This is a genomic window from Frondihabitans sp. VKM Ac-2883 (assembly GCF_015350875.1).
Lineage (GTDB): Bacteria > Actinomycetota > Actinomycetes > Actinomycetales > Microbacteriaceae > Frondihabitans.
The window spans coordinates 19,416-43,806 of the sequence record NZ_JADKSF010000002.1 but is presented as its reverse complement, the minus strand read 5'-3'; the positions used below and the strand labels follow the sequence as shown (position 1 = coordinate 43,806).

Annotated in this window: 20 protein-coding genes; 10 read left to right on the top strand and 10 right to left on the bottom strand. The window is 68.4% G+C overall.

The window, feature by feature from the left end; all coding sequences use genetic code 11:
• The first annotated feature begins 41 nt into the window (after positions 1 to 41).
• From ITJ49_RS03675 to ITJ49_RS03655, 5 genes are all read left to right on the top strand, one after another.
• Positions 42 to 1,226 (top strand): hypothetical protein, encoded by a 1,185-nt coding sequence (locus ITJ49_RS03675; protein WP_194601544.1) that lies wholly within the window; start codon positions 42 to 44, stop codon positions 1,224 to 1,226.
• 65 nt (positions 1,227 to 1,291) lie between these two features.
• Positions 1,292 to 3,094, top strand: coding sequence for a DUF4012 domain-containing protein (locus ITJ49_RS03670; RefSeq protein WP_194601541.1), 1,803 nt, complete (start codon positions 1,292 to 1,294; stop codon positions 3,092 to 3,094).
• Between the two features lie 50 nt (positions 3,095 to 3,144).
• Positions 3,145 to 3,696, top strand: a complete 552-nt coding sequence (locus ITJ49_RS03665; RefSeq protein WP_194602940.1) for a hypothetical protein — start codon at positions 3,145 to 3,147, stop codon at positions 3,694 to 3,696.
• Between the two features lie 118 nt (positions 3,697 to 3,814).
• On the top strand, positions 3,815 to 4,705 hold the full coding sequence (locus ITJ49_RS03660; protein WP_194601538.1) for a VOC family protein: 891 nt from the start codon (positions 3,815 to 3,817) through the stop codon (positions 4,703 to 4,705).
• Between the two features lie 52 nt (positions 4,706 to 4,757).
• A complete protein-coding gene (locus tag ITJ49_RS03655; RefSeq protein WP_055960164.1) occupies positions 4,758 to 5,366 on the top strand; it encodes a TetR family transcriptional regulator in 609 nt (202 codons plus the stop codon).
• Between the two features lie 67 nt (positions 5,367 to 5,433).
• Here ITJ49_RS03655 and ITJ49_RS03650 read toward each other — a convergent pair whose 3' ends face one another.
• From ITJ49_RS03650 to gabT, 6 genes are all read right to left on the bottom strand, one after another.
• Positions 5,434 to 6,159 carry an MBL fold metallo-hydrolase gene (locus ITJ49_RS03650; RefSeq protein ID WP_370544356.1) on the bottom strand — a complete coding sequence of 242 codons (726 nt, stop codon included), beginning with the start codon at positions 6,157 to 6,159 and terminating at the stop codon, positions 5,434 to 5,436.
• A 53-nt stretch (positions 6,160 to 6,212) separates the two neighbouring features.
• Positions 6,213 to 7,784, bottom strand: a complete 1,572-nt coding sequence (locus ITJ49_RS03645; RefSeq protein WP_194601535.1) for an APC family permease — start codon at positions 7,782 to 7,784, stop codon at positions 6,213 to 6,215.
• A gap of 115 nt (positions 7,785 to 7,899) precedes the next feature.
• A complete protein-coding gene (locus tag ITJ49_RS03640) occupies positions 7,900 to 9,309 on the bottom strand; it encodes an NAD(P)/FAD-dependent oxidoreductase (RefSeq protein ID WP_228514041.1) in 1,410 nt (469 codons plus the stop codon).
• Positions 9,306 to 10,724, bottom strand: coding sequence for an aminobutyraldehyde dehydrogenase (locus ITJ49_RS03635; RefSeq protein WP_194601532.1), 1,419 nt, complete (start codon positions 10,722 to 10,724; stop codon positions 9,306 to 9,308). Before ITJ49_RS03635 ends, ITJ49_RS03640 begins: the two co-directional genes overlap by 4 nt.
• Positions 10,725 to 10,746: 22 nt before the next feature.
• A complete protein-coding gene (locus tag ITJ49_RS03630; protein WP_194601529.1) occupies positions 10,747 to 12,228 on the bottom strand; it encodes an NAD-dependent succinate-semialdehyde dehydrogenase in 1,482 nt (493 codons plus the stop codon).
• Positions 12,225 to 13,574, bottom strand: a complete 1,350-nt coding sequence (gene gabT / locus ITJ49_RS03625; protein ID WP_370544355.1) for a 4-aminobutyrate--2-oxoglutarate transaminase — start codon at positions 13,572 to 13,574, stop codon at positions 12,225 to 12,227. The genes ITJ49_RS03630 and gabT overlap by 4 nt, the downstream gene beginning before the upstream one ends.
• Before the next feature lie 145 nt (positions 13,575 to 13,719).
• Here gabT and ITJ49_RS03620 point away from each other — a divergent pair, with 145 nt between their 5' ends.
• The gene (locus ITJ49_RS03620; protein ID WP_123941531.1) at positions 13,720 to 15,246 is read left to right on the top strand and encodes a PucR family transcriptional regulator; all 1,527 of its coding nucleotides are present in this window, start codon (positions 13,720 to 13,722) and stop codon (positions 15,244 to 15,246) included.
• A 128-nt stretch (positions 15,247 to 15,374) separates the two neighbouring features.
• On the opposite strand, the gene ITJ49_RS03615 is transcribed toward ITJ49_RS03620, so the two are convergent.
• On the bottom strand, positions 15,375 to 16,454 hold the full coding sequence (locus ITJ49_RS03615) for a phosphotransferase enzyme family protein (protein WP_194601523.1): 1,080 nt from the start codon (positions 16,452 to 16,454) through the stop codon (positions 15,375 to 15,377).
• A gap of 190 nt (positions 16,455 to 16,644) precedes the next feature.
• Between ITJ49_RS03615 and ITJ49_RS03610 the strand changes: the two genes are divergently transcribed.
• The 3 genes from ITJ49_RS03610 to ITJ49_RS03600 all read left to right on the top strand — a co-directional run bounded on the left by ITJ49_RS03610 (position 16,645) and on the right by ITJ49_RS03600 (position 19,768).
• Complete coding sequence (locus ITJ49_RS03610; RefSeq protein ID WP_194601520.1) at positions 16,645 to 17,991, top strand: aspartate aminotransferase family protein; 1,347 nt, start codon at positions 16,645 to 16,647, stop codon at positions 17,989 to 17,991.
• Between the two features lie 324 nt (positions 17,992 to 18,315).
• Positions 18,316 to 19,059, top strand: a complete 744-nt coding sequence (locus tag ITJ49_RS03605) for a GntR family transcriptional regulator (RefSeq protein ID WP_194601517.1) — start codon at positions 18,316 to 18,318, stop codon at positions 19,057 to 19,059.
• Positions 19,060 to 19,132: 73 nt separating this feature from the next.
• Entirely contained in the window at positions 19,133 to 19,768 is a 636-nt protein-coding gene (locus ITJ49_RS03600) for a hypothetical protein (protein ID WP_194601513.1), read from the top strand.
• A 261-nt stretch (positions 19,769 to 20,029) separates the two neighbouring features.
• Here ITJ49_RS03600 and ITJ49_RS03595 read toward each other — a convergent pair whose 3' ends face one another.
• Positions 20,030 to 21,592, bottom strand: coding sequence for an amino acid permease (locus ITJ49_RS03595; RefSeq protein ID WP_194601509.1), 1,563 nt, complete (start codon positions 21,590 to 21,592; stop codon positions 20,030 to 20,032).
• Between the two features lie 211 nt (positions 21,593 to 21,803).
• Here ITJ49_RS03595 and ITJ49_RS03590 point away from each other — a divergent pair, with 211 nt between their 5' ends.
• Positions 21,804 to 22,244, top strand: coding sequence for a hypothetical protein (locus ITJ49_RS03590; protein WP_194601506.1), 441 nt, complete (start codon positions 21,804 to 21,806; stop codon positions 22,242 to 22,244).
• 146 nt (positions 22,245 to 22,390) lie between these two features.
• Here ITJ49_RS03590 and ITJ49_RS03585 read toward each other — a convergent pair whose 3' ends face one another.
• Together ITJ49_RS03585 and ITJ49_RS03580 are read right to left on the bottom strand one after the other, a co-directional pair.
• The gene (locus tag ITJ49_RS03585; protein ID WP_194601503.1) at positions 22,391 to 23,665 is read right to left on the bottom strand and encodes an MFS transporter; all 1,275 of its coding nucleotides are present in this window, start codon (positions 23,663 to 23,665) and stop codon (positions 22,391 to 22,393) included.
• Positions 23,662 to 24,318, bottom strand: a complete 657-nt coding sequence (locus tag ITJ49_RS03580) for a GntR family transcriptional regulator (RefSeq protein WP_194601500.1) — start codon at positions 24,316 to 24,318, stop codon at positions 23,662 to 23,664. The genes ITJ49_RS03585 and ITJ49_RS03580 overlap by 4 nt, the downstream gene beginning before the upstream one ends.
• Positions 24,319 to 24,391 lie beyond the last annotated feature (73 nt).

Here is a 24,391-nt window from a genome sequence, read left to right as displayed (position 1 = left end):
GGTCCCGGAACGCCTCGTCGATCGTTGGATACGGGGCCTCGGTGGTCGTGTCCGCTCTAGTCACGCTGATCAGCATTCCTATCCTCATCGGCGCGGCGGGTGCTGGCGCGTGGGCGAGCCTTGCCGTCGGTCAGGCCGTGGGCACAGGGGCGGCCATACTCATCGGTTTCGGCTGGGGCACCACCGGGCCCACTCTGGTGGCTCGTGCGGACGAAGCGAACCGCCGCAACATCTACCTGGACTCGTTTCGAGCCCGCATCGTGATCGCAGTTCCGGTGCTGGTACTTGCCATCCTGGTGGTGCATTTCGTTGTCGATACAGCTCAGGTCGAGTCGATTCTCAATGCCCTCGGGTACGGAGCGACAGGGTTGCTGGCGGGTTGGTACTTCACCGGTGTGGCCCGGCCCTACCTCTTTCTGCTCCTGGACACCGCGCCGAGAGTAATCGGTGCTGCGGCTGGCGCGATCGCCGTTTTGGCGGGTGCTCCGCTGGTGGCTTTTCCTGCTGTACAACTCCTTGGGGTGCTGGGCGGCGTCGCCCTATCCACGCGTTTCATCGCCGGCCCGAAGTCACGGGTCGTGTCGAACTTTTCTTGGACACGCGTCTTCGCGGCCCTCAGGGGGCAGTCGCACGGGGTCATTCTCGCGGTCGCGGGCGCTGCCTATTCGGCCGTTCCTCTCTCGCTCGTGGCGTTCGTAGCTCCCTCAGCGTTGCCCTCATACGCTCTCGTCGACAAACTCCTGCGTTTTGCAACGACCGCATACGCTCCCATCGTGCAGTTCCTCCAGGGCTGGGTCCCGACCGGCGGAGCATTGGCGGTACGGAGAAAGATCCCGCGGGCCTTTGGTCTCGGTGCTGGTCTTGCTGCGGTCGGGGCGGTCGCGTTTGTTCTCTTGGCCCCGTGGCTGGCTGGGATTTTGAGCCATAGCGAGGTGGCGGTGTCTCGGCGGCTGGTGGCGGGCTTCGCTGTGACCCTGCTCCTCATGGTCATGTCTCAAATCACGGGGCTGGTGTGCTTGCTTGCTCTCGACCGTTCGCAGCGCCTGGCGCTCTTTACTGCCGTTGGCATCGTGATCGCTCTACCAAGCATCTATCTGGGCGCTCTATTGGGGGGTGCAGTTGGGGCTGCCTGGATGCTGGCTCTTGGCGAATTCGTTGCCTTGGCACCTCAACTTGCACTTCTCGCTCTGTTGCTCCGAAAGTCCCCATCGCGGGTCACTGCTTGAGATGACACCAGCGCACACACCAGTACCGTGCCGGATGCGAGAACGACACATGTTTGAATGAGCGCATGGCACTCGGGGAAGCCGGCGACGTTCGCGTTCGACCGCAGCGACACATCGTCCGCTGGGTGATCCTGCTGATCGTGATGCTGCTCGTCGCCTGCGCGGTGTGGGTGGGAGTGCGCGGCATGCTCGCGAAGAACCACCTGGAGAAGGCCGTGTCGCTCGCAACTCAGGTGCAGAGTGACGTGACGAGCGGTGATGCCAAGGCCGCACAGGCGAGTGCCGCCGAGCTAGCCGCCGAGACGAGCGACGCGAGACGACTGACCGCCGATCCGATCTGGCGGGGGGCTGAGATCGTGCCTCTGGTCGGCCCCAACCTGACGGCAGTGAGAGAGGTCTCCGGGATCCTCGCCGATGTCAGCACCGACGCGATCGAACCGATCGCCGGAGTGCTCGGCACGGTCAACGTCGCCCAGTTCAAACCCGTCGACGGAGCCGTCGACCTCGAACCGCTCGTCAAAGCGCAACCGACGATCGCCTCCGCGACGGTCTCGCTGCAGACGAACCTCGATCGTGCCCGCGACGTCGACACCACCGGAACGGTCGGCCAGGTCGACACCGCAGTCGACCAGCTCACGTCGGTGCTTGCCAAGGCGAGCAGCGCGGCTGAGACCGCCGACCAGGCCGTCACCCTGTTGCCCGACATGATGGGGCAGAGCGCGCCCAAGAAGTACCTTCTCCTCTTCCAGAACAACGCCGAGCTGCGGTCGACCGGCGGCGTGCCGAGTGCCGTCGCACTCGTGACGGCGAAGAAGGGCCGCCTCGCGTTGCAGAAGCAGGCGTCGTCGGCAGACTTCCCCGAGCTGGCGAAGCCCGTCATCGACCTGCCGCTCGAGACCGAAGGCATCTACGGTTCGATCACCGGCCGCTTCTTGCAAGACGTCAACCTCACGCCCCGCTTCCCGCTCACCGGCGAGATCGCCCAGCAGCTGTGGAAGAAGCGCTACGGCGCCACCGTCGATGGAGTCATCTCGATCGACCCGGTGGCCCTCGGCTACCTGCTCACGGCGACCGGAGATGTCACGCTGCCGAACGGCGACATTCTCACGAGCAGCAACGTCGTCACCTCGCTGCTCTCGGATTCGTACGCCAAGTACCCGGATCCTGCGGTGCAAGACACCTACTTCAAAGCCGCAGCCGGCGCGATCTTCGCGAAGGTCGCATCGGGCAACTTCGACCCGAAGCTGATGCTGACGGCTCTGACGAGGGCGGGCGACGAGGGGCGGATCCTGGTCTGGAGCGACGACAAAGCGCAGCAGAAGACCATCTCGGAGACGGCCCTGTCGGGCGAACTGCCCCGAGGATCCAAGACGAGGCCGGCTTTCGGTATCTACCTCAACGATTCGACGGGCGCGAAGATGGATTATTACCTCTCGACGCAGGTCGGCATCGGGCAGGTCACCTGCCGCAAAGACGGGCGCCCGAACTACGTCGTCGACGTCACGCTGACGAATAATGCTCCGGCCGACGCCGCCACGAGTCTTCCGGAATACGTCACCGGGGGAGGGGACTTCGGCGTAGCACCCGGAAACGTGCAAACGACGGTCTCGATATACGCCCCCAAAACAGGGGTCTTCACCGGTGTTATACAAGACGGAAAGACGCGATCGCTCCATACCGCTGCCGACTCCGGGTACCCCGTGAGCCAGTTCGAGACCCTCGTAAAGCCCGGAAAATCAACGACCTGGCGTCTCCAGTACATCGGGCCGAAGAATGCGACGGTAATTCCGTCCATCACGCAGACGCCCGGAGTTAATGTTTTGGAAACAAAACAAATCTTGATTACCTGTAACTCCCTCGTAAGCTGAGGATGCTGCACTTACCAACCGCGCGGCTTCGATCACATCAGGGGATTATTTTGAAAAAGCTTATTGCTGCCGCGCTGCTCGTTGTAGTCGGCGTCTTCGCAGTTCCGGCCGCCGCAAACGCTGCCGGCTACGTGCCCACCAGCAACATCTCGGTCAGCGGCGCCGCCGCTCCGGGTGGAACCGTCGTCACCGGCTTCGCCGCTGGCTCGTTCACGCCGAGCGAGACTGTCTCGTTCTCGGTCACCGGTAGCGGACTCGCCACGCTTAGCGCGGCCACCGCCACCGCCAGCATCACGAAGCAGGCCGACGCCTCGGGCGCCACCGCGCTGAACGTGAAGCTCCCCGCCGGCGCCACCGGCACCTACTCGGTCACCGCCACCGGCCAGACCTCGGGCAACGTCGCAACCGCCGCCATCACGGTCGCTCCTGTCGACGCTGCCGCTGCCGGCGGATCCACCGTCGCCGACCCGTCGGGTGCCCTCGCCTTCACCGGTTCGAACGGCTCCATGCTGATGATCTGGGCCGCCGCCGGAGCAGTCATGCTCGGTATCGCGCTCATGCTCGTCCTCACGCTCGTTCGTCGTCAGCGCGCCAACGCGTAACTCGACAGCAGCTCTTCGAAGGCCCCGGTTTCGACCGGGGCCTTTGTCGTGTCCGCTGGGCGAGCGGTGTGGAGTGAATCAGTTGTCGCTACAACCATTGCCTGCTATGGTCGGTGACATGTCCTCGACCTCCGCTGATCTCCTCGCCCCCGACACCAGCATGGGCGCGGTCACCCTGCGGGTGGCCGACCTCGACGGCATGACCGCCTACTACCGCGACGCCGTGACTCTCAGCGTCCTGGCGCAAGAGCCCGCGTCGGCGGGGTCGCCCGCGCGCAGCATCCTCGGCCGCGGTGCCACGATCATCGTGATCCTCGAGCACGCACCCGAGCTGAAGCACGCGGGGCCCCGAGACGCCGGGCTCTTCCACACGGCCATCCTCTTCGAGACCGAGGCCGACCTCGCCTCCGCCGTCTACTCGGTCGCCAGCCGCTTCCCGCGCTCGTTCACCGGCAGCGCCGACCACCTCGTCAGCAAGGCGTTCTACTTCACCGACCCCGAGGGCAACGGCATCGAGCTCTACTGGGATCGCGACCGAACCGCCTGGAGCTGGACCCACGGCCAGATCGACATGGCGACTCTCGCTCTCGACCCGAACGCCTTTCTGCAGGAGAACCTGAGCGAACACGATCTGGCTGCAGCGCCGACCCGTGCCGCGACCGTTGGGCACGTGCACCTCAGCGTCGGTGACGTCGCCAGCGCGCGGCAGTTCTACGTCGACCAGCTCGGCTTCGAGACGACCACCGAGTTCGGCGCGCAGGCCCTCTTCGTCAGCGCCGGCAAGTACCACCACCACATGGCGATGAACACCTGGCAGTCGGCCGGGGCCGGTCGACGGCAGCTGGCACTAGGGCTGGGCCTCGTGCGCATCGAGGTGCCGAGCGACGACGAGATCGGAAGTCTCGGGGAGCGCCTGGCCCACTTCGGTGTGGCAACGGCAGACGACGGGCGGATCCTGAGTTTCGACGACCCGTGGGCCAATCGCATTCAGGTGTCGGCCAAAAGCTGACGAACGGCTCGGCCCAGGTGCGTTTCAGGGGTGCGGCGGCTAGCATGCCGCCATGGGCATCCGGGAGGAACAGCGGGCAGCCACGGTCGCTAGGATTCTCGAGGCCGCGGGCGCCGAGTTCGAAGATCGCGGCTACGAGGCCACGTCGTACGGTTCGATCGCAACCCGGGCCGGAGTAGCGAAGAGCCTCGTCAGCTACCACTTCGCCACCAAGGCCGAGATAGCCGCGAGCGTCGTCGCCGAAGCTTTTCCGCAGGGCACCTTCTTCGGCACCGAGCCCTCGCCCGACGGTCCCCTCGCCGACATCGTCCAGTCGACGGCCTACGTCGCCCGGCAGTTCGCTACCAACCCGCTGGCCCGAGCCAGCCTCCGCATCGTCAACGAGCACAAGCTCACCGACCCGAATGCCCCGCGCGCCTACGTCGGCTGGGTCGCCCGCATCTCTGACAACCTGCGCCGCGCGGCCGCCCTCGGCCAGATCACGATCGGCGTCGACACGCACCGCGAGGCCACCGTGCTCGTCGGGCTGTTCGTCGGGTTGCGGTACGTGACCGACACCCTCGACGAGCGCGAGCGGTTCACCGACATCGTGATGGCGTCGATCCGGCAGCGGCTTGTGTACCTCGGGGCCGACGAGGGAGCGCTCGCGCGCGTCGCGTAGGGGCGGCTGGCCGGTGGGGCGGCTGTGCGCTAGGCCAGTGGAGGGCCGGTGGGGCAGCGGCTGGCCGCTAGGCCGGCGAGCTGGTCGCCGGGGCCGGTGGCCGTCGATCGTCGTGAGGATCGCGGCCCGACCGGAGCGCCTCGATGTGGTGACGGTCTCGGGTGAGGCGAGCCGTGGGATCCTTGCCGGGCGTGCCGTGGCCCGGAATGACGATCGCGGCTCTCCGGGCGAACGGTTCGAGCGCGGTGAGGCCTGCGGCGTAGGTGGCGAGGGGGTCGGCGGCTGGGCTGATCGGTGAGTCGGGCTCGAACGGCAGGGGCGGCTCGATGTCGCTGAGCATGTCTCCGGCGACGAGGATCCCACGGCTCGGCACCCAGACCGCGGTATGCCCCGGCACGTGGGCGTCGTGTTCGATCAGCTGCACGTCGACGCCTCGCCAGGGCAGGCGGTCGCCCGGTGTTGCCGTCACCGCGCCGACGAGCGGAAGCAGTTCGGCGGGCCACGCCCCGAGCTCGGCCAGGATCGCGGGTCTGTCGTCGCGCGCCCGCCTCGCCGTCTCGGCGGACGCCCAGCGCGGGGCGTTGCCGAACCCCGGGTGCCAGAGGAGGTGGTCGAAATGCGCGTGGGTCGAGAACCCGGCAGTGACGGTCAGCCCCCGGCTGGCGAGGGCATCGGCGATCGAAGCGAGCTCGTCGACCTCCCACGCGGGATCGATGAGGAGGCAGTCACGGCCGTTCGACCCGACCACCACTGTGGTGGTGGTCGAGTCGCGGCGGCTGGTAGCGACCAGCACCCCCGCGGCGACCTCGATGAACGGGTCGCCGCGGGGGCCGTATGAGGCGGAGGTCAGTGGAACTTCGGCCCTTCCGGCGTGGAACGGGCCGATAGGTCGTCGAGCTCGTGCTGCAGGGTGGCGTTCTCGCGGCGGGTCTTCGTGCCGAGGGCCCAGAAGACGATGCCCAGCACGATAAAGGCGACCACAGGGAGCAGCTCGGTAAGGAGGTAGAGACCGCCCTCGGAGGGCCCCCAGCCGTCGGGCCTGAAGCCCTCGCCGAACCAGTCGAAACCGAAGCCGGGCGCCATGAGCTGGATGACGGCAAACGCCAGGATCACCATGAGCAGCACCGTCAGCGGCTTGTGGAACGGCATCCGGTAGGGCCGCGGGGTATCGGGGTGGCTTTTACGGAGCTTCCAGAGCGACGGGAAGATCAGCAGGTAGCTGATCAGCGTCGTCGAGATGGTCACACCGAGCACGGCGAAGAAGAACTTCGAGGCGCTGCCGTCGGCGATCGTGTTGGCGAGCACCAGCACGATGGTCGAGACGATGCCGCTGAAGATGTTGACGCGCACGGGCGTGCCGAGCTTGGCGTTGATCACGCCGAGGAACCGGGGCGCGGCGCCGTCGTAGCCCGAGACGGCGAGGGCCCGGTCGGATCCCATGATCCAGGTCACGCCGGAGGTCAGCACGCAGAGCACGACGAGCGCACCCGCGACGCCGCCGAGGGTCGCACCCATGCCCGACAGCACGACGCCGTCGCTCGTGGTCTGGCCGCCGTAGACGGTGAACACCGACTTGATCGCGTCGACGAAACCCTCGAGGCCGCCGACCTGACTGACCGGGAGCACCAGCAGGATGCCGAGGATCGGCACCGCGTAGAGCAAGAAGGAGAACAGCGCCGACCGGGCGATGGCGAACGGCACGTCGCGGGTGGAGTCTTTCATCTCTTCACCGGCGCTGTTCGGCAACTCGAAGCCGACGTAGTTGAACAGCAGCACGCCGACCAGGGCGACGAAGCCGCCGGCCGTGGGCACGAAGCTGCCCGCGCCGAGGCCCTGCACGCCGTTCTGCACGCCGAAAATGATCACCGAGACGACGAACCCGCCGATGAGCACGAAGCGGGCGAAGGCGCCGACCGTCGTGATCCATTTGCCAATTCGGAACGACAGCACGGCGGCGAGCACGGCCACCCAGATGAAGGGGATCGTGATCAGGTAGAAGACCGGAGTCGACTGGTCGCCGCCGCCGAGAAAGAACTCCTGAATCGCCAGTGCCGCAACGGCTGCGAGCGTGCCGCCGAGCCACACCGGGTTGGTGATCCAGTAGAGCACGTTGTTGATGGCCCCCACGAGGTGGCCGAACGCCATTCTCGTCCAGAGGTACGGGCCGCCCTCTTGCGGAAAGGCGGTGCCGAGTTCGGAGAAGAGCAGCGCCTGCGGCACGAAAAACAGCACCGCCAAGATCACCATCCAGGTGAATGCCTCGCCGCCCGACGCGGCGACGGCCGCGATCGTGTCGACGCCGACGATGGTGCATATCAAGAAGAACAGGATGTCGAAGCGACCGAAGTGCCGTTTCAGCTTGCTGCTCTCGGTGGCCGCGGGGGCTATCTGGGAGGGGGTGTCGTAGTCGAGTGCCATGGGTGCCGAGCCTCTTTCAAGAGAGTGGATGGAGCAGGGCAGAGATGTACAGCGGCAGAGAATGGTGCGGGGGAGCGAATATGAGGTTGTGTTCGGGAGGGTGAGTTGAAGGGAGTTAGGGAGCGGCGACCACTTCGGCGCCGAGGTCGCTGACGACTTCCGTGGCGAGTCGGTGACCCACCCGGATCGCCCCGTCGACGTGCTGGTAGCCGAGGCCGGCCAGGTCGCTCGACCCGAACCGGATCGGGCCGACGGGGGTGAGCTGATGGGCGCCGTAGCGCGTCAGGCCGCCGAGGTCGAAGCTCGTGGCGTAGGCGCCCTGGGTCCACTCTTCGGCAGCCCAGTCGCTCTCGTAGTAGACGCTCGGGTTACGGGCTTCGGGGCCGAAGTACGCGGCGAGAGAGTCGAGGATCCGCGCCCGGCGCTCCTCGGGGTCGAGCTCGAGCGCGCGATCCGCCTTTTCATCCGACACGAACCCGACCAGCGTGCCGCGGGTCTCGCCGTGATTGCTGTTGTCGTAGGCCTCGTGCACGAGCTGGTAGGGGCTGAACGCGGTGCCCGACAGGTCGGCATCGCGCCAGAACGGCGTTTCGTAGGTGGCGTGCACCTTGATGACGAGGCCGAGCGAGAGGTGCTGGTGCATCTGGTTACGGCGGCGGGGAAGCGCCGGCACGTAGTCGATGCGACCGTAGAGGTTCGGTGGCACGGCGACCAGCGCGCGCTTAGCCTCGACTCGGAGGTCGCCGGTGATCGCGACGACGCCGGAGTCGCTCCACTCGAGCGTCTGCACCGCCTGATTCAGGTGCACGCGGTCGCCGAGCGATACGGCGAGGGCCACGGGCACGCTCTGCAGGCCTCCGACGACGCGCTTGTCGAGGATGAAGTCGGCGTCGACGAGGTTGGAGAAGCTGCCGGCGCTCGCCGCCATGAGCAGGGCTTGCAGGGTAGAGAACGCATGGGCCGGCTTGGTCAGCATGGCGTCGGCGATGAACAGCGCGATGTTGTCGCGGGCCTCTTCGTCGGTCGACTGCGCGGCGAGCCACTCCTTGAACGACACCCGGTCGAGCGCTTCGGCGTCGGGGTGAGTCCACGGTGCGTCGGGGTCGGTCTCGGCTACCAGGCGGTCGAGCAGCTCGATCAGACGGACGATCTCGCCCTCGGTCGACGCCGACCCGGGAAAGATGTCGCCGGTGAAGCGCTTGGCCTCGCCGTCGCGGCCGATGTAGACGCTCTCGCCCTCGCGGTAGCGGGAGTACGTCTCGAGGCCGAGCTCGTCGAGGGTGGCGATCAGCGCGGTCTGGTCGGGTGAGACCCATTGCCCGCCGATCTCGTACATCTGGCCTTCGATGCTGTTGGTCCAGAGCCGTCCGCCCACGCGGTCGCGGGCCTCGAGCACGACGACGGAGTGCCCCGCCTTGACGAGGTCGGCCGCTGCGGTGAGGCCGGTGGCGCCGGCGCCGATGATGACGACGTCGGTGGAGATGGTGTTCGGCATTGCGGCCTTTCGGAGGGAGGTGGTCGTCAATGAGCACTCATGACGTGCTTGATGCGGGTGTAGTCGTCGACCGAATAGGCCGAGAGGTCTTTGCCGTAGCCGGACTGCTTGAAGCCGCCGTGCGGCATCTCGGCGGCGAGGGGAATATGGGTGTTGATCCACACGCAGCCGAAGTCGAGGTCGCGGGCAAATCGCTCGGCGGTTGTGTGATCGGCTGTCCACACGCTGGAGGCCAGGGCGTACCGCACACCGTTCGCCAGTTCGAGCGCCTCGTCGGCAGTGTCGAATGACTGCACCGTGAGCACCGGGCCGAAGACTTCGTCTTGCACGATCGCATCCGTCTGCTCGACGTCGGCGATCACCGTCGGGGCGAAGAAGTAGCCGACGTCGCCCACCCGAAAACCACCAGTGCGGATCGTGGCGTGCTCGGGCAGAGAGTCGATCGCGTTCGACACGGCCGCGAAGTGCCGGGCGTTGTTGAGGGGACCATAAAAAGCGTCGTCTCCCACGCCTGTGATCGTGCCCTCAGCGGCCCGCACCAGGGCGTCGCAGAACGCGTCGTGGATGGAGCGGTGCACGATCACCCGGGTCGCGGCCGTGCAATCTTGGCCGGCGTTGAAGAACCCGGCCTGCGCGATCGACTCGGCGGCCGCGTCGATGTCGACATCTGGGAACACGACGACGGGGGCCTTGCCGCCCAGCTCGAGGTGGACTCGTTTGAGGCCGGCCGCGCCCGACGTGGCCACTGCCCGCCCCGCACGAACGCTTCCCGTGATCGCGACGAGCCCGGGAACAGGGTGCTCGGTGAGCAGCGCGCCCGTCGACGCGTCGCCGAGCACCACGTTGAAGACGCCGTCGGGCAGGATGCCCCGGGTCAGGTCGGCCAGCACGAGCGTTGACTCTGGAGTGGTGTCGCTCGGCTTGAGCACGATCGTGTTGCCGGCGGCGAGGGCCGGGCCGATCTTCCACAGCGCCATCATGAGCGGGTAGTTCCAGGGGGTGACCTGGGCCACGACGCCGATGGGCTCTCGGCGCACCGACGAGGTGAGCCCCTCGAGGTACTCACCCGAGGCGAGCCCGGTGGCGCTTCGGGCGGCACCGGCGAAGTAGCGAAGCTGGTCGGCGCCGACCGCGACCTCCTCGGAGGCGATGGTCGCCTTGGGCTGGCCGGTGTTGCGTGCCTGCGCCTCGACGAGGTCGTCGGAGCGCGCTTCCAGAGCGTCGGCCAGAGCCAGGAGCGCCTTCTGGCGAGCGCTCGGCGTGGTGCGCTTCCATGCCGGAAAGGCCTCGGCCGCGGCAGCCATCGCGGCGTCGACGTCGGCGGCACCCGAGATGGGCGACACGGCGACGACCTCCTCGGTGCGGGGGTCGATCACGTCGAGGGTGTCGGTGCCGACCGCGGGCACGAAGGCACCGGCGATGAAGTTTTGGAGGGTCGTGCTCATGTCGATCGTCTCTCGTTGGCGGTCAGCTCGTGGGCAGAAGCGTGTAGGTCGTGTCGAGGTACTCCGCGATGCCCTCGGTGCCGCCCTCGCGCCCGAGGCCCGACGACTTGACTCCGCCGAACGGGGCTGCGGCGTTCGAGACGACGCCGGTGTTGAGGCCGAGCATGCCTGACTGGAGCTTGGCTATCAGGCGATGACCGCGAGCGAGGTCGGTCGTGAAGGCATACGAGACGAGGCCGAACTCGGTGGCGTTGGCGAGCGCGATGCCCTCGTCTTCGGTCTCGAAGGTGGCGATCGCGGCGACCGGGCCGAAGATCTCCTCTTTGAGCAGGCGGGTGCCGGGGGTGATGCCAGTGAGCACGGTGGGGGCGAAGAAGGATCCCGGCCCCTCGATCTTCGACCCGCCCGTCGCGACCGAGGCACCCCGCGAGGTCGCGTCGTCGACGAGCTCGGCGCTTTTGTTGACGGCGGCGTCGTTGATCAGCGGCCCGATCGACACGCCCTCGTCGGTGCCGCGACCGACCTCGAGCGCTTCGACACGAGCGGTGAGCCGTTTCGAGAACTCGTCGGCGACGCCCGACTGCACGAAGAAGCGGTTGGCCGAGGTGCAGGCCTCGCCGATGTTACGAAACTTCGCCAGCATCGCCCCGTCGACCGCGGCGTCGAGATCGGCGTCGTCGAAAACGAGGAACGGGGCGTTGCCGCCGAGCTCCATCGACGTGCGCAGCACGTTGTCGGCGGCCTGCTTGATCAGCACCTTGCCGACGGGGGTCGACCCGGTGAAGCTCACCTTGCGAAGGCGGTCGTCGGCCATGACGGCCTTCGAGACGCCGGAGGCGTCGGTCGTGGTCACGACGTTGACGACGCCGGCCGGAACGCCGGCCTCGATCAGGAGCTGGACGAAGTAGAGGCTGGTGAGCGGGGTCAGCTCGGCGGGTTTCAACACGATCGTGCAGCCGGCGGCGAGAGCGGGCGCGATCTTGCGGGTGGCCATCGCGAGAGGGAAGTTCCACGGCGTGATGAGGAAGCAGGGCCCGACCGGTCGGCGCGACACGATCATCGTGCCGGTGCCCTCGGGGTTGGCGCCGTAGCGGCCCGAGATACGCACCGCCTCCTCTGAGAACCAGCGCAGGAACTCCGCGCCATAGGTGACCTCGCCGCGGGCCTCGGCCAGCGATTTACCCATCTCCATGGTCATCAGCAGGGCGAGCTCGTCACGGTGCGCGATGGCGAGGTCGAAGGCACGCCGCAGGATCTCGGAGCGCGTGCGGGGCGGAGTCGCGGCCCAGTCGTCGGCCGCGGCGGCAGCAGCGTCGAGGGCGGCGATCGCGTCGGCGGGTGTGCCATCGGCCACGTCGATCAACGTCTCGCCCGTTGCCGGGTCGATCACGCCGAACGTCGCACCGCCCGATGCCTCACGCCAGACTCCGCCGACCAGAAGCCCCGTCGGCACGGTGTCGAGCAGCCCCTGCTCGGTCTCGTTTGCGGCGGCGGTCGTGGTCATGATTCCTCCAGGGCGTGGGCGACGACGTCGAGGCCCTCGTGGAGCAGAGCGTCGTCGATTGAGAGCGGCGGAAGAAAGCGAATCACGTTTCCGTAGGTGCCGCAGGTCAGGATTATCACTCCGGCGGCGTGACTCGCGGCAGCCACGCGACCGGTGAGAGCAGGATCCGGGTCTCCCGTCGCCGGGTCGACCAGCTCGATCGCGATCATCGCTCCGCGCCCGCGTACGTCGCCGATGCGCGGGTCGCCCGCCTGCAGGGCCGTCAGTCGGGTCTTCATGAGCGTCTCGATGTCGCGGGCGCGCCCGGCGAGGTCGTCGACCTCGTAGGTCTCGATGGCCGCGAGCGCGGCAGCGCAGGCGAGCGGGTTGCCGCCGTAGGTGCCGCCGAGGCCGCCGACGTGCGGGGCGTCCATCATCTCGGCACGACCGGTGACGCCGGCGAGCGGCAGGCCTCCGGCGATGCCCTTCGCCGTGACGACGAGGTCGGGCACGATGCCCTCGTGCTCGGAGGCGAACATGGCGCCCGTTCGCGCGAAGCCGGTCTGCACCTCGTCGGCGATGAACACCACGCCGTTCTCGCGAGCCCAGTTGACGAGCGCCTCGAGGAACCCGGGTGCCGGCACGATGAAGCCGCCCTCGCCCTGGATCGGCTCGATGAGGATCGCCGCGGTGGAGGCGGCGCCGACCTGCTTTTCGATCATCGCGATGGCTCGCTTCGCCGCCTCGGGCCCGGAGAGCCCGTCGCGGTAGGGGTACGACAGCGGCGCCCGGTAGATCTCGGGGGCGAAGGGGCCGAACCCGCTCTTGTAGGGCATCGCCTTGGCGGTCAGTGCCATCGTGAGGTTGGTGCGCCCGTGATAGGCGTGCTCGAAGGCGATGACGGCTTGGCGGCCGGTGTACGAGCGGGCGATCTTGACGGCGTTCTCGACGGCTTCGGCCCCGGTGTTGAACAGGGCCGAGCGCTTTTCGTGGTCACCGGGCGTGAGTCGGTTGAGCGCCTCGGCGACGTCGACGTAGGAGTCGTAGCCGGTGATCATGAAACAGGTGTGGGTGAAGCGCTCGACCTGGCGTTGGACGGCCTCGACGACACGCGGGGCCGCGTTGCCCACGCCGGTCACGGCGATGCCGGTGCCGAGGTCGATGAAGCTGTTGCCGTCGACGTCGACCAGCACACCGCCGCCGGCGACGTCGGTGAAGACCGGCAGCGAGATGCCGACGCCCCGGGCGACCGCGGAGGTTTTACGGGCGAGGATCTCACGGGAGCGCGGCCCCGGAATCTCGGTGACGATTTTCCGCTGCTGCGGCAGCGAGGGCCCGCCGACGAGCGGTTCGACGTGAGTGGTCACGGACGGCCTCCGTATGGTGCGTGGCGAATGGGGCATAGCGAACGAATGAAGCCAATCTAGGCAGTGGCCCCGACACCACGACTGCCATTTCGGCAATCTGTGGAGAACTGCTGGACCGAGCGGCAGTTGGGGATAACCTCCGAGGGTGAAGACCTCGTCCGCGCCGACCGTGCAGCCTCCGACCGTCCGCGGGCTCCTCGCCGAACCGCCGCTCCGTCTCCGGGTCCGCCTCGACGGCGACGGGCGCGACACCGCCATCGACTGGGTGCACAGCTCCGATCTCGTCGACCCCACGCCGTTCCTCACCGGCGACACGATGCTGCTCACCACCGGCACGCAGTTTCCCGCCGACGACGACGCCGCTTTCTACGGCAGTTACGCCGATCGCCTCCTCGACGCCGGCGTTGTGGCGCTGGGGTTCGGCCTCGAGGTGATCCGCGAGGGCACCCCGCCCTCCCTCGTCGACGCGTGCGACGCTCGCGGCATCACTCTCGTCGAGGTGCCCTACGAGGTCCCCTTCATTGCGCTGATCCGCTGGGTGGCCGATCGCATCGCCGCCCGCGATCGCGAACGCGACGCCTGGACTCTGGCCGCCCAGCGCGCCGTCTCGCTCTCGGCCCTGACCGCCGGCACGCTCGAGGCCGTCGTGCAGACCTTGGCCGATCAGGTGAGCGGTGCCGTGGTGATCCTCTCACCCTCGGGCGAGACGGTGGTCGAGGTGCATTCCGCCGCCGTCGATCTCGGGGCACTGGCTGACGAGGGGCGAAGGATCCTGCGCCGCGGCACCCGCGCCTCCGCCGACGTGACGCTGCCCGAGTGGCTCGGCTTCGCCACTGTGCAGACCCTCGGGCCTCGCGGCGCCCTTCGGGGTGCGATCGGCATCGCCGGCGCCGGGCGGCACGACGTCGCCACGCAGGCCGTCGTCACCGGTGCCGTCGCGATCGTCGAGGTGCTGCTCCGCTACGGCGACGCCGAACGCCGACTCGAGCGCCGTCTTGGGGGAGTGCTGGTGCGACTGCTGCTCGACGGGCATCTCGCTGGGGCAGGGGCGGCTGCGGCCGAGTTCGGGTCGAAGATCCCCGACGCCCTCCGGATCGCCGTCGTGCCGCTACCGGCCGGAGTGGCCGACGCGGAGCGCGATCGACTCCTCGACGAGCTGACGCGGGAGGGGTTGGCGTTCGCCGACTCCTCTGCCGAACGAGTGGTAGCGGTGGTGCCGGCAGCAGCGACCGACGCGTTCTCGCGGGCGGTGGCCGGCAGCGCCACCCTGGCGGCACTCCCGGTGGGGCTGTCGGCCGTGCTGGCACCCGCCGAAGCCTCGACCGGGTTGGCGCAGGCGGTGCGGGCCCTCGATCAGGATCCCGACGCCGGTGTGCACGTGTTCGGCGACTCGGCGGCCGGGCTCCTCGACGATCTGTGGTCGCCCGCGGCCGAGAACCTCGCACGGCGTCGCCTCGGGGTGCTGGTCGGCGAGCCGGGAGAGCTCGTCGATTGCGCGCGACTCTGGCTCGACCACAACGGTCACTGGGAGTCAGCGGCGCGCGAGGCCGGGCTGCACCGGCACACGCTTAAAGCTCGAATCGCCCGGATCGGCACGTTGCTCGAACTCGACCTCGACTCGTTCGCCGGTCGCGCCGAGCTGTGGGCGCTCTTGCAGGCGTCCCGCGCTTAGCGCCGGGCCGCTGGCCGCGCCGACTGGCCGCCGCGACACGTATCGCGGTCACACCGACGTGCCGCGGCAGGTCTCGGAGTCCGCAACGCGTATCGCGGCCGAGCGGCGCACTCCCCGCACGCCCCGAGCTACGCCCCGACGAGCCAGAGCGGATCTGCGTTGTAGCGCGCCGCGACCTCGACCGTGCCGGGCTTGTTCTCATCCCAGAGGTCGGCGGGCAGCGCGTCGGCCCGGTGCGTCGTGGCCCAGCCGAGCATGGTGAGCCGGCGCATGAGCGACAGCGCTCCGGCAAGTTCGAGGTCGTCGCGGCTCAGAGTCGCGACCTGCCGGTAACCGTCGAGCCAGCGGGCGCCCATCTCGAGCGCCGACGGGCGGTGCTCGTAGAACGTCAGCGCCGACCCGAAGTCGTAGAGGAAGTAGCCGTACCCGCAGTCGTCGAAGTCGATGATCGTCATGGCGCCCTCGTGGGTCATGACGTTCGAGGGGCGGAGGTCGGAGTGGATGAGCCCCCAGTGCTGCGGCGTCCGCGGGATGCCCGACAGGGTGGCCCGGGCCGTCGTCTCGGCACGCTCCAGAACGGCGCGATCGCCGGGCGTCAGCGGTGCGTTCCGCCAGTCACCCCACCGCGCGAGGCCGCCGGTCATGTCGTCGACGGTCCAGTCGAAGCGCTGGAATCCGGTCGGTCGCGCCCAACCCCGCGAGTGCCCGTGCAGCTGGGCCGTCAGGCGGCCGATCTCGACGAAGTGGTCGGCGAAATCGGTCTGATCCTCGAGGATCGTGCCCGTCACGAAGTCGAAACCGACCGCCGTCCAACTCGCCCCGCCGTCGTCGTTCAAGAACTGCACGAAATCGCCGTCGGCCCCGTGCCGCGGTGACGGTGTCGGCACCCCCGCATCGCGCTGCAGGGCCTCGACCCAGAGCAGTTCGCTCCGCACGTGCTCGACGCTCACCGCGTATCCCGGGCGTCCGAGACGGACAACCAGACTTGGATCCTCGTTCACCGAGACCTTGAAGGTCACGTTCTCCGAGACCGCGATCAGCGTGACCCGGGTCGCCGCGAGCGGCAGGCCCCAGGCGAGGCAGATGCCGTCGTGAACCCAGTGCGGAGCATCGTCGCCGCGGCCCACGTGATCGAAGGCCGACAGCGATCCGGCCGGTGTGCCCGACGGTGCGGGCACGGTCTCGGTCGTCGGGTGCGAGATCGTCATAAGCCTCGAACCTAGGGGTCACAATTCAGGATCCGACTCCTGAGACGCGATCCTTTACCAGCCGTTCACGCGGGTAACACGCCATTCATCCTGAGGGCTGCGCTCGTAACGTCCCGGCAACACGGCGGGCCCCCTCGCCTCCTCGTCGATCGAGAGAATGGACGTGCACCCACCGAACGACGGGAACCCCATGGCGAGCACCGCATCCATCCTCGACGGCAACAGCTTCAAGGCGTCGGACGCCGACGGGCTCGACCCGCGCACCCGGGCGCTCGCCGAGCGGCGCGAGGTACTCGGCTCGGCCTACCGCCTCTTCTACAAGCATCCGGTCGAGCTCGTGCGCGGCCTTGGAGCCCACGCCTGGGACGCCGAGGGCAACGAATACCTCGACCTCTATAACAACGTGCCGAGCATCGGCCACGCCCACCCGAGGGTCGTCGAGGCCGTGCATCGGCAGATGTCGACGCTGAACACGCACACGCGCTACCTGCACGAGGGTGTGCTGAACTACGCCGACGACCTCCTCTCGACCATGCCCGACGCAATCGACCAGGTCATGTTCGTCTGCACCGGCTCCGAGGCGAACGACCTCGCGCTGCGGGTCGGCCGCGAATACACCGGCGGCACCGCGTGGATCGCGACGAGCGAGGCCTATCACGGCAACACGGCTCTCGTCTCGGCGCACTCGCCGTCGCTGCGCGGCCCTGAGCAGATGGACCCGACGCTCCGCATCATCGACCCGCCCGACACCTACCGGCTGCAGTCCGAGACCGCCGAGGGGGCCGGAGCCTGGTGGCTCGGGCAGCTCGGAGCGGCCATCGCCGAGATCGAGGCGTCGGCAGACGGTTTCGCCGGTCTCATCCTCGACTCGTCGTTCTCGTCGGACGGCATCTTCCTCGGCCAGCCGGGCATGATCCGGGCGGCACTCGAGCTCGTCCACGCGCACGGCGGTGTCGTCATCGCCGACGAGGTGCAGCCCGGCTTCGGCCGCACCGGCGAGGCGTTCTGGGGCTTCGACCGCCACGACTTCGTTCCCGACATCGTCACCACCGGCAAGCCGATGGGTAACGGGATTCCGATCGCGTCGATGGCCGCGAAGCGCGAGGTGCTCGACGCGTTCGCCGCGAAGCGCCCCTACTTCAACACCTTCGGCGGCAACCCGGTCGCGATCGCGGCGGCGCAGGCCGTGCTCGACGTGATCCGCAACGAAGAGCTGCAGGCGAGGGCGCTCACCGTCGGCGCCGCCCTGCGGGAGAGCCTCCGCGAGCTCGCGGCCGTGCACCCCGGCATCGGCGACATCCGCGGTTCGGGGCAGTACACCGGCGTCGAGATCGTCGCCGATCGCGCAACGCGGGCCCCCGACTCTAACGTCGCGCTCGCCCTGCTCGAGCAGCTCCGCGACCGGCGCGTGCTCACGAGCGTCTGCGGGCCGAACAACAGCGTGCTCAAGCTGCGGCCGCCCCTGGCGTTCACCGCCGCCGACATCCCGCGGCTCGTGGAGGCGCTGGACGGCGGGTTGACCGCGCTCGGGGTGTAGCGGTTGCGGCTGGTGCTGGTGTCGTGTGCGGCCCGGGCCGGGTGACCTGACGTGAATCGGCCAGTGTCACAGCGCCGCGGCGCGCGATGTCGGCCGATTCGCGCGAGGTCGCGCGAGGTGACGCGGTTCGGCCAATCCGACGCGGCTCGCTACGTCGCTATGGCCGAAACGCGTCGGTTTGCGAGCGGCCGGGCGTCGCGCGGGCCCGGGCGGCATCGCGCGCTCCGCACCGGCGTCGCTACGATGAGCCCCAGTCGCCGCCGCCGTCGCCGCCCGCCCCGCCCCAGCCGCCCCGCCCGTCCGCCCGCGCCTCCAGGAGACCCCGTGCCCCGAGACCCCTCCCAGCTCAGCAGCCGGATCCAGCGCCTCATCGCCCGATCCGAGCTGCGCGTGGGCGACCGGATCGGCTCGGAGCGAGCCATCGCCGAGCAGTTCGGCGTGCCCCGGTCGGCGCTCCGCGAGGCCCTCGAAGAGCTGGAGGCTGCGTCGCGGATCCGCCGCACCATGGGTCGCACCGGCGGCGTGTTCGTGGCCGACGGAAAGATCGAGCGCCAGCTCAACACGATCATGGGCGTGCCCGACATGCTGCGCCAGCAGGGATTCATCTCGACCACGCAGGTGCTCTCAGAGGGCATCGGCCTCGCCACGCCGTCCGAGCAGCGCAGTCTGGCGCTGGCTGACGGAGACAACGTCTTCCGCATGCGTCGGCGTCGTGACGCAGCCGGGACGCCACTCTCGCTCGACACGATGGTGTTGCCGATGCGACTGCTACCGGGATTCCAGGAGCGTGACCATACCGAGTCGGTGTATCGGATCCTTGCCCGTGACTATCGCATCGAGATGGCGCAGGCCGACGAGACGATCGACGTGACTCCGGCGACGGCCGAGCAGGCGGCGATTCTGGGGGTGGCCGAGGGGGCGCCGCTGTTCGAGATCTGGCGCATCACCTTCGACGCGGCCGATACGCCCGTCGAGTTCTCGCACGACTTCTTCCGCACCGATCGCACGCGCATCTCACTGCGCCGCTACGGGGCGCGGTGGAAGCGCGCCGTGCCACCGACCCGCTGAGTTCGTTCTTCAGGATGACCCCGTTCCTGAGCCAGCGGCAGTAGCCTCAAGCCACAATGACCCGGGGGGAATCGTGCTCAACAAGTTATCCAAGACGACCATCGCTCTCATGATGACCGGAGCGGCCGTGGCGGCGCTCGCCGGGTGCTCGGCGGCGACGACCACTGCAGCTGTGACGACGGGGGCGAATGCCGGTGCGCCGGATCCTTCGGGAGGGACGACGGCGTCGAGCCTCTCCTCTCCGACGACGCCTGCAACGACCTCGGCCGCCGTCGCCGTCGGCGCGATCCCGACGAAGTGCAAGTCACTGATGAGCGCGACCACCTACAAAAAAGATGGCTTCGCGAAGACCCCGCTCACGCAGCCGTCCGCGCCGAAGACGCAGCTGAGTGCGGCCGTCAAGTCGGGCGGGGCATCGATCTTCTGCCTGTGGCGTGACCCCCGGGCCGATATCAGCGGCATCAGCATCCAGGTCGTCACCGTCGACTCGTCGAAGGCCCTAGCCCAGTTGAAGAAGCTCCCGGCCAAGGGATTCACCTGCAAGAAAGCCTACGACGCCTACACCTGCCAGAAGATCGGCCGTGACTCTCAGTACCCGGTCGAGACGGGCGACACGTACTACACGCGGGGTGATATCGGCATCCGGATCCAGCAGGCGAACGTCCCGACGTCGGGGCTCCTTAAAGAGGTCGTCGCGCGGGTCTTCTAGCGGTCGGCGAGTGCCGGTCGTGATTCAGGAAATCTGGCGCGAGCGGGGCGGAGAAATGAGGATCCGCGCCCACCCCGCGCTCACCTGCCTGATTTGCGCGCAGGGGTGTGGGTGGGCGGGGTGCCGCGGATCCTTGATTCGCGAATCAGGAAGTCTGGCGTGAGCGGGGCGGGAACACGAGGATCCGCGCCCACCCCGCGCTCATCTGCCTGATTTGCGCGCACCCCGGCACCGCCGCACCGCCGCGCAGCCCGGCCCGCCTCACACGAGGTCCGACTCCTTCGTGCGAGCCGGCGCATCCGCCAGCGCGTCGCCCGGCACCGGGATCGCGTCGAGCGCGTCGTAATCCTCGACCTGGGGGTCGCGGTGCAGCCCTCCCGAGATCGCGTACTCCTCTTCAGGAGCGAGCACCAGGTTCTTGCGTCCCACGGTCGCGAAGAGCACGATGCCGACGACGTAGACGATCAGCATGATGACGATCGCCGACCAGAGTGCGGGGTTCAGGATCTCGCCGATGAAGATCGCGAAGCCGATGATTCCTGCGATGTACGCACCACCGAGACCCCACGGCGACTTGTACGGGCGCTTCGCATTCGGGTACTTGCGGCGCAAGATCACGAACGACACCATCTGCAGCATGTACGAGAGCACGGCTCCCCAGACCGCGATGTTGAGCACGAGCCCGCCACCGCCCAACGGCACTGCGGCCTCGGCGGCGAAGAGGGCGGCGAGGCCGATCACTGCAGCGACGGCGATGGCCAGCACGGGCGTCTGGCGCTTGCCGGTGACGGAGAGCCCGCGCGGGTAGTAGCCGGCCCGCGACAGCGAGTACATGTTGCGACCGGCGGCGAACATGATGCCCTGCAGACTGGCCAGGAGACCGACCAGCGCGAACGCCGAGAGGACAGCGGCGACCTTGTCGTTGGGGATGATCGCGCGGAATCCGTCGAGCAGCGGTTCGGCCGAGGTTCCGGCGGCCGCTCCGCCCAGGACAGCCGGGTTGAGGAACAGCACGATCGCACCGCAGGCGATCAGCGTGACGAGGCCCCAGACGCTGGCGCGAGGAATGTCGCGGGTCGGGTTGTGCGCCTCCTCCGCCGACAGCGGCAGCTCTTCGATGCCGAGGAACAACCACACGCCGAACGGCAGCGCGAAGAAGATCGGCAGGATCCCGTGGGGGAGGAACGCACTCTGACCAGGATCCGGCGCGACGTCGAACAGGCTCCCGAAGTCGAGCTTGCCCGAGAACGTCGCCATCAGCGCAAACGTCAGCAGCACGGCAAGCGAGATCAGGGCGACGACCAGCGCGAACTTGAACGACACCGACGAACCGAGCGAGTTGAGGCCGATGAAGGCGGCGTAGAGAATGATCCACCAGACCCAGGTCGGCAGGCTCGCGCCCGTGAGATCGGACAGGATCGCGTCGGCGTAGCCCGCGGAGAAGTACACGACGGCCGCGGTGGTCAAGACGTACTCGATCGTCTCGGCGAGGCCGGTGATGAACCCGCCCCAGGGGCCCATGCTCGCACGGGCGAACGAGTACGCGCCGCCGGTGTGCGGCATCGCGGCGCTCATCTCGCTGATCGAGAAGACCATGCCGAAGAACATGATCACGACGATGCCGACCGCGATCAGGAGTCCTCCCCAGCCTGCCGTCGTGATGCCGGCGTTCCAGCCCGAGAAGTCGCCCGAGATCACGGCTGCGATCCCGATTCCCCAGATGCCCCAGAAGCCAGCGGTCCGGCGGAGTTGGCGTTTCTCGAAGTAGTTCGGGTCGGCTGACGTGTACGTCACGCCGCTGGTAGTGCTGGATCCGGTCGACATTCGGGTCTCCTCTGAGCAGCCTGGTGATGGGATCCCCCAGTGGAGCGTGCCGGCGGCGGCCTCGTGTGAAGGCGGCATGAATGGGTTGTAACAAGCGTGTTAACCGACTCGGCAGACGCTTACGGAGTTCCGACAGCTCAGGATCCGGGCCCGGCCACGCTGATGCCCACCGGGCCTGGCCGGATCCTTCGCCGCGTGCCAAGATCAGCGCATGCAGCAGCGCACAGCCGCGATCACCGCCGGTGCGGTCGTCGTCGCCGCGCTCATAGGGCTCGTCCTTTCGGGAGTCATCGCCACCCCGGTGGCCTGCACGGCAGTCGGGTACATCGAGTCGGTCGACATCAGGGTCTCAGGCGCGGGTGCCGCCGACGTGACCGCCATGGGATTCTGCACCGACGAGGGCTGCGAGCGGGTGCCCGCGCATCCTGCGAAGGGTCGCTACTACGAAGGAACCCGCCGCAACGCGCACCTCTGGAATTTCCCTTCCGAAACGGCGCCCGCCCACGTGGCCGTCACAGCGTACGGCGGGCCGCGCGAGGCGCACACGACGCTCGCAACTCAGGATTACGACCTGGAGTGGAGGCGCATCTACCCGGGCGACCAGTGCCGGTTGTGGAGGGAGACGGATCCGCTGCGGTTGCGGGTGCCCTGAGCTGCGTGCGGTGCCTGGCGGGTGCACTTTTCAGGCATCCAGTCTCGCGGTCAGCGTGGGAGGTGGGCTCGCGCGGGCTTGCGCGCCTGCATTCCTGTTGTGCGAACGCGACCGCGACCGCGCAGCGTCCCATGCGCACGCACCGACTACGCCGCGGGCAGGTGCTTCCTGAACGACACCAGCACGAGCGCCAGCGACACGAGCGCGAGCCCGATCACGATGAGCAGGATGAGAGTGACCGGCATGATCGCGGAGAGCGCCGCGATCGCGAGGGGTGCCAGGAATCCGACGTAGGCCACCGCATAGAAGACACCCGTGAGGCCGGCGAGGCCAGCTGATCCTGCGATTCTCTGTACTTCCTGCAGACCGGACACGAGCCCGATACCCATGCCGAGGCCGATCACGACGTTGGCCGCGAGGCCGATCCAGACCGACTGCAGGGCGATCGCCACGATGACGACGCCGAGCCCCGCAGCGATGAGCCCGACCATCACGGCGAGGCCGCGCGCGCTCGTGGCCGAGTGGATGCGCCGGGCCACGGGTTGCAACGCTGACGAGACGCCGAGGGCGGTGACGGTCGCCGCGGTGGCGAACACCAGCCCCCAAGATCCGGTCGCCGCTCGCAGCTGAGTCGGCAGGTAGCCGTAGCCGATCGCCGCCCCCGCGAAGATCCAGGGGCATGAGACGACCACGACCCGCACGAAGCGCCGGTGCGATGCGGTCGGGATCCGCAGCTGCCGCCACCACGGCCCGGCGACGCCGCCGCTCCGGTGCGACTCGGGAGCCCGTAAAACGACCACGACAAACGGGATCGTAACCAGAAGGTGGATGACGAAGGGCAGCACCTCGGGTATCGGCCCCCACTGCGCGATGAGCCCCGCCACGAGTGCGCCCGAACCGGAGCCGAGGGTGAAGGCCAGCGAGGCACGCCGTGCGCCGGCAGCGCGATCGGCTCCCGGATCGAACGGGGCCTGCGACAGCTCCTTGATCCACGAGTTGCCGACCGCCATCGCAACGCCGACGGTCGCTCCTGAGAACAGGCGCCCAACGAGCAGAAATTCCGGGCCGAATGGGCCAAGAGCCAGCAGGCTGCTGCCGACGAGCGCCGCTCCGAGGCCCGCCAGCAACACGGGTTTACGGCCGTGACGATCGGACAGCGAGCCGGCGACGAGCAGCGCGGGTGCCAACCCGAGCACGTACACGCCGAGGAAGGCGTTCACCAGCACCGAGCTGTAGTGCTGCCGGTCTTCGTACATCAGCAGCAGCGGGCTGAACTGGTTGCCGCCCCACGAGCAGACGAACACGGCACCCCAGATCAGGATCCACGGCCTCCGAGCCGCACGCCCGCCCCGCCGCGATCCCGGTGTAGGCCCGGGCCCCGCGCTCGGCACTGCCTGGGTCGCCCCGGTGTCGACGCTCACAGGATGCCCCGCAAGATGTCGACGTGGCGGGCCAGCACTCGGCGATACGCGTCGGCATCACCGGCGTCGATCGCGGCGGCCAGCTCGCGATGGTCGTCGAGCGTCACGGCGAGGTGCTCCGGGCGGACTCGGATCAGCTGGTGTCGGAGTCGTTGAGCGCGGTCGTGCAGGATCCTCGCAAAGTGGCTGGCGATGGGGTTGCGACTGGCCGCGATCACAGCGGTGTGGAACGCGTCGTCGGCGTCGATTAAGCCGTCGATGTCGCCCCGGGTGACGCAGTCTTCCTGAATCGCGAGCTGATCGGCGAGCTCCCGTGCGAGATCGCCCCGGTCGATGCTGATGGCGCGCGCCGCCGCCGCGGCTTCGACGGCCTCGCGCATCTCGACCACGTCGTCGGCCTCGCTCGGCGACATGGGTCGCACGACGGCGCCCTTGCGCGACTCGAGCGTCAGCAGCTCCTCGGCGGCGAGTCGCAGGAACGCCTCGTGCACCGGCGTGCGGCTCAGCCCGAGCTCCTGGCAGACGGTGGTCTCGCTCAGCGATGCCCCGCCCGCGAGATCGCCGCGCAGGATCCGCGCCTTCGTCACGAGGTAGGCGCGCTCTGCGGCGCTCGCCTCGGTCGATGCTGCAAGGCTGCTTGCGGGGTCGCTCATGCTGCTCACTCTAGGTTGCATGCATCGTTGCATGCAAGGCGTGACAAGCCGTGGCTGCTCGCGAATCAGGAAT